Origin of the sequence: Streptomyces sp. NPDC005752 (assembly GCF_040630715.1) — a bacterium.
In the GTDB taxonomy this organism is placed as follows: Bacteria; Actinomycetota; Actinomycetes; order Streptomycetales; family Streptomycetaceae; genus Streptomyces.
Genome location: NZ_JBEXYB010000074.1, coordinates 1 through 10,740, shown reverse-complemented (window position 1 = coordinate 10,740; position 10,740 = coordinate 1). Strand labels below are relative to the sequence as shown.

Genomic DNA, 10,740 nt, shown 5'->3' with positions numbered 1-10,740 from the left:
GTGGCGTGGCCGGAGACGGGCGAGGTGCGGCGTGCCGCGGTGTCGTCGTTCGGGATCAGCGGCACGAACGCGCACGTCATCCTCGAACAGGCACCGGTGGTCGGGAAGCCTGGTTCCCCTTCGGCTCGCTCGTTGCCGGTGGTGCCGTGGGTGGTGTCTGCGAAGTCCGAGGCTGGTCTTTCGGCGCAGGTCGAACGGCTCTCGGCGTTCGCCGCCAAGTACGCGCCGGTGGATGTCGGGTTCTCGCTGGTCACGACGCGTGGAGTGATGAATCACCGTGCGGTGGTCATCGGGGACCGCACGGTCCAAGGGACGGTGACCTCGGGTCGTACCGGGGTGTTGTTCTCGGGTCAGGGTGCGCAGCGGTCGGGTATGGGCCGTGAGCTGTACGCGTCCTACCCGGTGTTCGCGGACGCGTTCGATGCGGTGTGTGCGGAGCTGGACCGTCATCTGGAGCAGCCGATCCGGGATGTGGTGTTCGAGGGTGGTGCACTGCTGGATCAGACGCAGTACACGCAGGCGGGTCTGTTCGCGCTCGAAGTCGCACTGTTCCGCCTGGTGTCGGCGTGGGGTGTGAAGCCGGACTATCTGCTGGGGCACTCGATCGGCGAGTTGTCGGCCGCCCATGTAGCTGGTGTGCTCTCCCTCCAGGATGCCGCGAAGCTGGTGGCGGCTCGTGGCCGTCTGATGCAGGCGTTGCCGGCGGGTGGGGCGATGGTGTCGCTCCAGGCGACGGAGGACGAGGTCCTGCCGCTGCTGACCGACGGTGTCGACATCGCCGCCCTCAACGGGCCTTCCGCCACGGTGATCTCGGGTGACGAGGACGCTGTCCTGGCAATCGCTGCGCACTTCGAGGCGGAAGGGTGTCGCAAGACGAAGCGGCTTCGTGTCAGTCACGCGTTCCACTCGCCCCGAATGGACGCCATGCTGGAGGACTTCCGGGAGGTGGCTGAGGGGCTGACCTACCGAGCCCCGCAGACCGCCATCGTCTCCAACGTGTCCGGGCTGGTCGTGTCGGGCGAGGAGATCTGCTCGGCGGACTACTGGGTCCGTCATGTCCGCGAGGCCGTGCGCTTCGTCGACGGGATGCGGACCCTCCAGGACCAAGGCGTGACCACGTTCCTGGAGTTGGGTCCGGTCGGCGTGCTGTCCGCGATGGGCCAGGACTGCGTCGAGGACTCGTCGTTCGTCCCGGTTCTGCGCAAGGACCGCGACGAGGCGACGACCCTCGTCACCGCGCTCGCCGAACTCCACGTACGCGGATCGGCCGTCGACTGGGCCGCGTACTTCGCCGGCACCGGCGCCCGCCGCATCGGCCTCCCCACCTACGCGTTCCAGCACGAGCACTACTGGCTCGCCGACAATGTCGTGCAGTCCGCCGATGCGATCGGCCTCGGGCAGAGTTCAGTGGCCCACCCCCTCCTCGGTGCGGCGGTTCCGCTTGCCGGAGGCGAGAGCACGGTGTTCACCGGTCTGCTGTCGCCCGGCCGGTATCCGTGGCTCGCCGACCATGCGGTCATGGGGTCGGTCCTGCTGCCTGCTACCGCGTTCGTCGACCTTGCGTTGCACGCCGCCTCGTACGTCGAGTGCGACCTCATCGAGGAGCTGACACTCGAGGCACCCCTGGCCCTGTCCGAGCTCGCCGACACACAGCTGCAGCTGGTTGTCGGGGCCGCGGACGGTGAGGGGCGTCGTGTGGTCACGGTGCACGCACGCCCTGCTGCGAACTCGGACGCGGACGGCGAGTGGACCAGGCACGCGGTAGGCACGTTGGCCACGGGCACCACGCCGGGTGAGTCATTGGAGGAGTGGCCGCCGCGGGACGCTGTCGGACTCGATGTGACGAATTTTTACCAGGAGTTGCTGGGGCTGGGGCTTGGGTACGGGCCGGTTTTCCGTGGGTTGCGTGCTGCGTGGCGGCGTGGGGACGACCTTTTTGCGGAGGTAGCTCTTCCTGAGGGTGTGGATGTCGAGGGTTTCGGGCTTCATCCGGCTCTGCTGGACGCTGCCCTGCATGGCATGGGATTGGTGGGCGGTGAAGGTGAGTCGGCTCAGCTGCCGTTCGTGTGGTCCGGGGTTTCTCTTCATGCTGTGGGTGCTTCGGTTCTGAGGGTGCGGATCGCGCCGGCTGGTTCCGGGGTGTCGTTGGTGCTGGCGGATGTGGCCGGTGAGCCGGTGGCGTCGGTGGATTCGTTGGTGCTGCGGCCTGTCTCGGCTGAGCAGGTGCGGGCGGCGGGTTCCGCGTCGGATGCCTTGTTCCGCCTGGAGTGGTCGAAGCTGCGGCTGGACGTGTACGGCACTGACAACGCGTTGAAGGTGGGGTCCTTCGCGGACTGGAGTGCCTCTGGAGTTCTGGACGCGGTCTCGTTCGCCGATTCCGGTCCGGTATCCGGGGATGTGGTGAACCGTACGCATGACATCGCCGGCCAAGCTCTGCGCCTGGTGCAGGAGTGGCTGGCACAGGAGCGGCTCGCTGATGAGCGCCTGGTGGTGGTGACTTCGGGCGCGATGTTCTGCAAGTCGCCGGATCCGGCGCAGGCTGCTGTGTGGGGTCTGGTGCGTGCGGCTGAGACGGAGAATCCGGGTCGGTTCGTGCTGGTCGATGTCGAGGGGGTCGATGAGTCGGTTCTGTCGGCTGTGGTGGCTTCGGGTGAGCCGCAGGTGGCGGTGCGTGGTGGTGAGGTGTTCGTGCCGAGGTTGGCGCGGGTGTCTGTTGGTGGTAGGAGTGCTCCGGATGCCGGCTCCAACTCTGTGGGCACGGTGTTGGTGACGGGTGCCAGTGGTGTGCTGGGTGGTTTGGTGGCGCGTCATCTGGTGGTGGAGCGTGGGGTTCGGCATCTGTTGCTGGTGAGCCGTAGGGGTGGGGATGCCCCGGGGGCGGCTGGTCTTGTCGCGGAGTTGGAGGAGCTCGGTGCGCGGGCTGGTTTCGTGGCGTGTGATGTGGCGGATCGTGCTGCGTTGGCTGAGGTGCTGGACGGTGTCGCCGCTGAGCATCCGTTGATGGGTGTGGTGCATACGGCGGGTGTGCTGGATGACGGTGTGGTGTCGTCGTTGACGCCGGAGCGGCTTGCTGCGGTGTTGCGGCCGAAGGTCGATGCGGCGTGGAATCTGCACGAGTTGACGCGTGGCATGGATCTGTCGATGTTCACGTTGTTCTCGTCGGCGGCGGGTGTGTTCGGTGGTGCGGGTCAGGCGAACTACGCCGCGGCGAACGCGTTCCTGGACGCGCTGGCGGAGGTGCGGCGGGCAGAAGGGCTTGCGGGGCAGTCGCTGGCCTGGGGTCTGTGGGCTCAGTCGAGTGAGATGACGGGTCAGCTCGGTGCGGATGATCTGCGGCGGATGGCCCGGGGTGGTCTGCTTCCGTTGTCCTCGGCTCAGGGACTCGAACTGCTCGACACGGCTGAGGCACTGGCTGATGAGCCGGTACTCGTCCCTGTACCCCTCGACTTCGCCGTGCTGCACAAGAACGCCCTGAAGGACGATGTGCCCACCGTGCTTCGGTCGCTCGTACGAAAGCCGGCCCGGCGCCTCGGCGAGGAAGGCCGCACCGCCGCGTCCGGCGGTGCCCACCTCTATGCCGAGCGGATGCGTGCGGTGCCCGCCGCGGAGCGCGAGCGGCTGGTACTCCAGCTGGTGTGCGATCAGGTGGCCGACGTTCTCGGACATGCCTCCGGGGCGTCCGTCAAGCCGCATGCCGCCTTTACCGAGCTGGGCTTCGACTCGCTCACCGCTGTGGACCTCAGGAACCGGCTCAACACGGCGACAGGCCTTCGGCTGCCCGCGACCCTGGTCTTCGACCACCCCACCCCCGGCGCGCTGTCCGAACACATCCTGACCGAGATCGCCCCAGGCAAGGCGGCGATGTCCTCGGTGCTCGAGGCCCTCGATCGGCTGGAGACGGAGTTCGACGCGCTCACCCCTGACGGTGAGGGCCCCACCGCCACCGTCACCACCCGGCTGAACGCGCTGATGGCCAGATGGAAAGAGGAGTGCGAGCCGGCCGGTGCCCGAGAGGGCCTGGGCAACGACGCCGGTGACGAGACCAGCGTCAGTCAGACACTCGGTACAGCCTCAGACGACGAGCTGTTCGACTTTATCGACAACAAGTTCGGCAGGTGACTCGCTGATGGCGAACGAAGACAAGCTCCGCGAATATCTCCGGCGGGTCACCGCCGATCTGCACGAGACCGGCGAGCGGCTGCGCTCCTTCGAGGAGAAGGACAGCGAGCCCATCGCGATCGTGGCGATGAGCTGCCGGTACCCCGGTGGCGTACGGTCCCCTGACGAACTGTGGGAACTGGCCGTGTCGGGTGGGGACGGCATCACCGGCTTTCCGAACGACCGCGGCTGGGACCTCGAGGCGCTGTACGACCCCGAGATGCAGCGGCCCGGCACCAGCTACACCCGCGAGGGCGGGTTCCTGCACGACGCCGGTGACTTCGACCCTGAGCCGTTCAAGATCTCGCCGCGTGAGGCGCTGGCGATGGACCCGCAGCAGCGCCTGCTGCTGGAGGCCTCCTGGGAGGCGTTCGAGAGCGCCGGAATCGATCCGCTGTCGCTGCGGGGCAGCCGCACGGGCGTGTTCGCCGGGGTGATGTACCACAATCACGCGGCGAGCGTGGGCGCCGTGCCCGAAGGGGTCGACGGCTACCTCGGTACGGGCACCGCGAGCAGTGTCGTCACCGGCAGGGTCTCGTACACCCTGGGCCTGGAAGGGCCCGCGGTCACCGTCGACACGGCGTGCTCATCGTCGTTGGTGGCGTTGCATCTGGCGGTGCAGTCGCTGCGTTCGGGCGAGTGCACCATGGCGATCGCCGGTGGGGTCACGGTGATGACCACCCCGGCCACGTTCATCGACTTCAGCAGGCAGCGCGGCCTGGCCGCGGACGGCCGCTGCAAGGCCTTCTCCGCCGCCGCCGACGGCACGGGCTGGGGCGAAGGCGTAGGCGTACTGCTGGTGGAACGGCTCTCGGACGCGCGCCGCAACGGGCACGACGTGCTCGCCGTCGTGCGCGGTTCCGCCGTCAACCAGGACGGGGCGTCCAACGGCCTGACCGCGCCCAACGGTCCGTCGCAGCAGCGTGTCATCCGGCAGGCCCTGGCAGGGGCCGGGCTCACGGCCGCGCAGGTGGACGCCGTGGAAGCGCACGGCACCGGCACCACACTCGGTGACCCGATCGAGGCGCAGGCGCTCATCGCCACGTACGGACAGGAGAGGACCCAGGACCGACCGCTGTGGCTGGGGTCGCTGAAGTCGAACATCGGTCATACGCAGGCTGCTGCGGGTGTGGCAGGTGTGATCAAGATGGTGATGGCGATGCGGCACGGTGTGCTGCCGCGGACCCTGCACGTCGACGAGCCGTCGACGCACGTCGACTGGTCGGCCGGGCGCGTCGAGCTGCTCGCCGAGCGGGTGGCCTGGCCCGAGACGGGCGAACCACGCCGGGCGGGGGTGTCGTCGTTCGGGATCAGTGGCACCAACGCGCACGTGATCCTCGAACAGGTGGCCCTCGAGAGCCGGCCGGACCCCGGTCCGACGGATGCCCCCCGAGCTGACGCACGGACCCTGCTGACCACCGGAACCGCACCGTGGGTGCTGTCCGGGAAGTCGCCGGAGGCGGTCGCGGCGCAGGCCGCGCGTCTGCTGGCGCACCTGGAGACACGCCACGGCGGCGGCCCGGCCCCGGCGGACGTCGCATGGTCGCTCGCGACCACCAGGGCCTCCCTCGAACACCGTGCGGCCGTGGTGGCGGAGGACCACGACGACTTCCTGTCCGCACTCCGGTCCCTGGCCCACGTCGGCTCGTCCGCCTCCGCCGTACAGGGGACCGCGTCCCGCAGGGTCAAACCCGTCTTCGTGTTCCCGGGGCAGGGTGCGCAGTGGACCGGGATGGCGGCCGGCCTGGTGGAGTCGTCCCCCGTCTTCGCGGCACGGCTCGCCGAATGCGGTGAGGCGCTGGCGCCCTACACGGACTGGTCACTCCTGGATGTGGTGCGACGTGTGGAGGGTGCTCCCTCGTCGGACCGGGCAGACGTCATGCAGCTGGTGCTGTGGGCGGTCATGGTCTCCCTGGCCGAACTGTGGCGTTCGTGCGGAGTCGAGCCGGCCGCTGTGATCGGTCACTCCCAGGGAGAGATCACAGCGGCCACCGTTGCCGGAGCCCTCTCCCTTCAGGACGCGGCACGCCTCGTGGCGCGTCGGCGAGAAGTCACGATGCCACTCTCCGGCAAGGGCGGGATGGTGTCGGTCCCGCGCCCGGTGGAATGGGTGCGGGAGCAGGTGGAGCCGTACGGCGCCCGGCTGTCGGTGGCGGCCGTGAACGGCCCCACGTCCGTCGTGGTGTCGGGTGACCTTGACGCGCTGGACGCCTTCGTGTCCGCCTGCGCGGCGGAGGACGTACGGGCCCGGCGCATCGCGATGGACTACGCCTCCCACTCGGCGCAGATCGAAGGCATCCGGGAGGAGCTGGCGGAGGCGCTGCAAGGACTCGAGCCACGGTCCGCGGCGGTTCCGTTCTACTCCACGCTGACGGGTGGGCTCATCGACACGGCCGGCCTGGACGCTGACTACTGGTACCGGAACCTGCGGTCCATGGTGGAGTTCGAGGCGGCGACCGCCGCCGCACTCGCCGACGGCCACACGGTGTTCATCGAGGTCAGCCCACACTCCGTTCTCACTGCGGGACTCCAGCAGACCTTCGACGCGGCGGACGGCGACGCGGTGGCGCTCGGCACCCTGCGACGTGGCGAGGACGAGCCCCGCCGGTTCATGACCTCGCTCGCCACCGCCTACACCAACGGCGTGGAACCGGACTGGCGTGCCGTGTTCACCGGCACCGGCGCCCGGCGCGTGGACCTGCCCACGTACGCGTTCCAGCACCGGCGCTACTGGCTGGAGTCGGCCGGCACGCCGGACACCGACCGGTCCGAAACCGCTCCGGAGGACGAAGCCTTCTGGGCCGCCGTCGACGGCGCGGACCTGGCGGCACTCACACGGACCCTCGCGGTCGACACGGAGCAGTCGTTCGCAGCGGCGCTGCCCGCGCTCTCCGCATGGCGACGCCGGCGCACCGCGCTGTCCACCGTCGACTCGTGGCGCTACCGCGTGGTGTGGCAGCGGATCGCCGAAACGACCACTGCCCATCGGCCGACGGGCACCTTGCTCGTAGCCCTGCCCGCGACGACGTCAGCCGACCCGGCCGCTGCCGACCCGTATCTCGACGCGTGCCTCGACGCGCTCGCCCCCGCCGACGTCGTCGCCGTCCGCGTGGCTCCCGGCAGCGATCGTGAAGCGCTGGCCGCCCTCATACGCACCGCGCTGGGCGGCGGAGAGGACACCGCCGTCTCCGGTGTCCTGTCACTCCTCGCCCTGGACGTACGCACCCACCCCCAGGCGGAGTCCGTGCCGGCCGGGCTCGCGCACACGGTCGCCTTCGTCCAGGCCCTCGCGGACACCGACGTCCAGGCACCGCTGTGGATCGCCACCCGTGGCGCCGTCTCCGTGGGCCGCGCCGACCACGTGACCGCCCCCGCCCAGGCCCTGCTCTGGGGACTGGGCGGCGTGATCAGTGCCGAACGCCCACACACCTGGGGCGGCCTGCTCGACCTCCCCGAAAACCTGGACCGGCGTGCGGCCCACCGTCTACGTACCACCCTCGCGGCACGTGACCTCGAGGAAGACCAGCTGGCGATCCGTGCCACCGGTGTGCACGGACGCCGGCTCGTCCCCGCACCCCGTCCGTCCCGTACCCCCGCGTCCGACGAATGGCGCTGCCCCCGGGGCACGGTGCTCATCACCGGCGGCACCGGCGCGCTGGGCGCCCACACCGCGCGCTGGTTCGCGGAGCAGGGTGCCGAACATCTGCTGCTCGTCGGCCGACGCGGCGCCGAAGCACCCGGCGCCGAGGCCCTGGCAGCTGAACTCGGCGCGCTGGGCAGCAAGGTCACCCTCGCCGCCTGCGACGCCGGTGACCGCTCCGCGTTGACCGCCCTGCTCGACTCGATCCCCGCCGAACTGCCCCTGACCGCTGTCGTCCACAGCGCGGCGCTGCTGGACGACAGCCTGCTGGACACGCTGAGCGTCGGCCGGCTCGACCGGGCACTGCACGCGAAGTCCCGAGCCGCGACGAACCTGCACGAACTCACCCGCGACCTCGACCTCTCCGCGTTCGTACTCTTCTCCTCCGTCGCCGGCCTGCTCGGCGGCGCCGGCCAGGGGAACTACGCCCCTGCCAACGCCTTCCTCGACGCCCTCGCCCACCAACGCCGTGCCGAAGGCCTGACAGCCGTCGCGATCCAATGGGGCCACTGGCACGGCAGAGGCCTCGGTGCCGGCCAGGAGGAGCGCTTCGCACGCAGCGGCGTCGGCTCCATGGACCCGGAACTTGCACTCCTGGCCCTGCAGCAGGCTCTCGAGGACGACGAGACCACCCTCGCCGTCGCGGATGTGCGCTGGGACCTGGCCACCGGACAGAACACGACTCGTCGACCGAACCCCCTGCTCCGCGAGCTGTCCCACGCTCGGGAGAACGACCAGGGAACCGCCGGCCCGGCCGGTCCGGAGCCCGTACCCGGATCGGCGCTCGCTGCCCGTCTGCGGACCATGCCGGAACAGGACGGCCGCCGCCTGGTGCTGGACCTCGTCCGCGACGAGGCCGCCGCCCTGCTGGGCCACGGTTCCAGGGAAGCGGTGCCCGCAGACCGGGCGTTCCTGGACCTCGGCTTCAGCTCGATCAGCGCGGTGGAACTGCGCAACAGGCTCGACGCCGCATCGGGGCTGAGCCTGCCGACGACACTCGTGTACGACTACCCGTCCCCAGCCGCTCTGGCCCGCCATCTGCAGTCCCGCCTGCGGCCGTCGGGGGCGAGCGGAAGTACGACGTCGCCCGACGTCCTGCGGACCCACGTGGACGATCCCATCGCGATCGTCGGTATGAGCTGCCGGTTCCCCGGTGGCGTCGCCTCGCCGGAGGAACTGTGGGACCTGCTGGCCCTCGGCTCGGACGGAATCTCCACCCTTCCTGAGAACCGTGGTTGGGACCTCGGATCGCTCCACGCCCCGGACGCGGACTCCGCCGGTATCGGCACCTCGTCCACACGCGAGGGCGGCTTCCTGCACGACGCCGCCGACTTCGATGCCGAGTTCTTCGGGATCTCGCCGCGTGAGGCGCTGGCGATGGACCCCCAGCAGCGGCTGCTGCTCGAGGCGTCCTGGGAGGTGCTGGAGCGCGCCGGCATCGACCCTTCGACGCTGGTCGGCAGCTCCACGGGAGTCTTCGCCGGTACGAACGGCCAGGACTACGTCCACCTCATGAGCGGTGCGGGCGAGTCGGTCGCCGGTTACGGTGCGACGGGCAGTTCCGCCAGCGTGCTGTCGGGCCGGGTGTCGTACACCCTCGGGCTCGAGGGTCCGGCGGTGACGGTGGACACGGCCTGCTCGTCGTCCCTGGTCGCGCTGCACTGGGCGATCCAGGCGCTGCGCTCGGGCGAGTGCTCACTGGCTCTGGCCGGCGGGGTGACGGTCATGTCGACCCCAGGTGCCTTCGTCGAATTCTCCCGGCAGGGCGGTCTTGCACCGGACGGCCGGTGCAAGGCGTTCGCCGAGTCCGCAGACGGTACGGCGTGGGGCGAAGGCGTCGGAGTGCTGCTGGTGGAGCGGCTGTCGGACGCTCGGCGCAACGGCCATCAGGTGCTGGCGGTGGTGCGGGGTTCGGCGGTGAACCAGGACGGTGCGTCGAACGGTCTGACGGCACCGAACGGCCCGTCGCAGCAGCGGGTCATCAACCAGGCCTTGGCCGACGCCGGTCTGCATCCGGCACAGGTCGACGTGGTCGAGGCACATGGCACCGGTACCCGGCTGGGTGACCCGATCGAGGCGCAGGCGTTGCTGGCGACGTACGGGCAGGGGCGGTCGGAGGGACGGCCGCTGCTGTTGGGCTCGATCAAGTCGAACATCGGGCATACGCAGGCTGCCGCAGGTGTGGCCGGTGTGATCAAGATGGTGATGGCGATGCGGCACGGCGTGCTGCCGCAGACGTTGCATGTGGATGAGCCGTCGTCACAGGTGGACTGGTCCACCGGCGCGGTCGAACTGCTGCGGGACCGTGCGGACTGGCCGGAGACGGGTGATGCGCGGCGTGCCGCGGTGTCGTCGTTCGGAATCAGTGGCACCAACGCACACGTGATCCTGGAGCAGCCCTTCGAGGCAGCGCCGGCGGATGCGGCCGATTCCGCGGTGCCGAGGGTGCCGAGGGTGTCGGTGGTGCCGTGGGTGGTGTCGGCGAAGACGGCCGAGGCGCTTGCCGCTCAGGTGGAGCGGGTGTCGGAGTTCACCGCGGACCGGAATCCGGTGGACGTCGGGTTTTCGCTGGCCACGACGCGTGCGGTGCTGGAGCACCGTGCCGTGGTCATCGGCGACCGGACGGTCACGGGTGCGGTGACGCCGGGCCGGACCGGTGTGCTGTTCTCGGGCCAGGGCGCGCAGCGGTCGGGTATGGGCCGTGAGTTGTACGAGGCGTATCCGGTGTTCGCGGATGCGTTCGATGCGGTGTGTGCGGAGCTGGACCGTCATCTGGAGCAGCCGATCCGGGATGTGGTGTTCGAGGGTGGTGAGCTGCTGGATCAGACGCAGTTCACGCAGGCGGGACTGTTCGCGCTCGAGGTGGCGTTGTTCCGTCTGGTGTCGGCGTGGGGTGTGAAGCCGGACTATCTGCTGGGGCACTCGATCGGTGAGCTGTCGGC

The 10,740-nt window shown here is 69.9% G+C and carries 2 protein-coding genes and 1 pseudogene; all 3 read left to right on the top strand.

What is annotated here, in order from left to right:
- Nucleotides 1-231: pseudogene (locus ABZ441_RS33215) on the top strand (ketoacyl-synthetase C-terminal extension domain-containing protein); the annotation flags it as partial.
- Between the two features lie 36 nt (nt 232-267).
- Nucleotides 268-4,119 carry a type I polyketide synthase gene (locus ABZ441_RS33210; RefSeq protein WP_358981083.1) on the top strand — a complete coding sequence of 1,284 codons (3,852 nt, stop codon included), beginning with the start codon at nt 268-270 and terminating at the stop codon, nt 4,117-4,119.
- Nucleotides 4,120-4,126: 7 nt separating this feature from the next.
- Nucleotides 4,127-10,740 (top strand): type I polyketide synthase (locus tag ABZ441_RS33205; RefSeq protein ID WP_358981081.1); only part of this gene is annotated, 6,614 nt, incomplete at its 3' end.

What these genes read in the sequence shown, in the direction of transcription:
- ABZ441_RS33210 (WP_358981083.1), top strand. Translation starts at nt 268, where the DNA reads ATGAATCACCGTGCGGTGGTCATCGGGGACCGCACGGTCCAAGGGACG.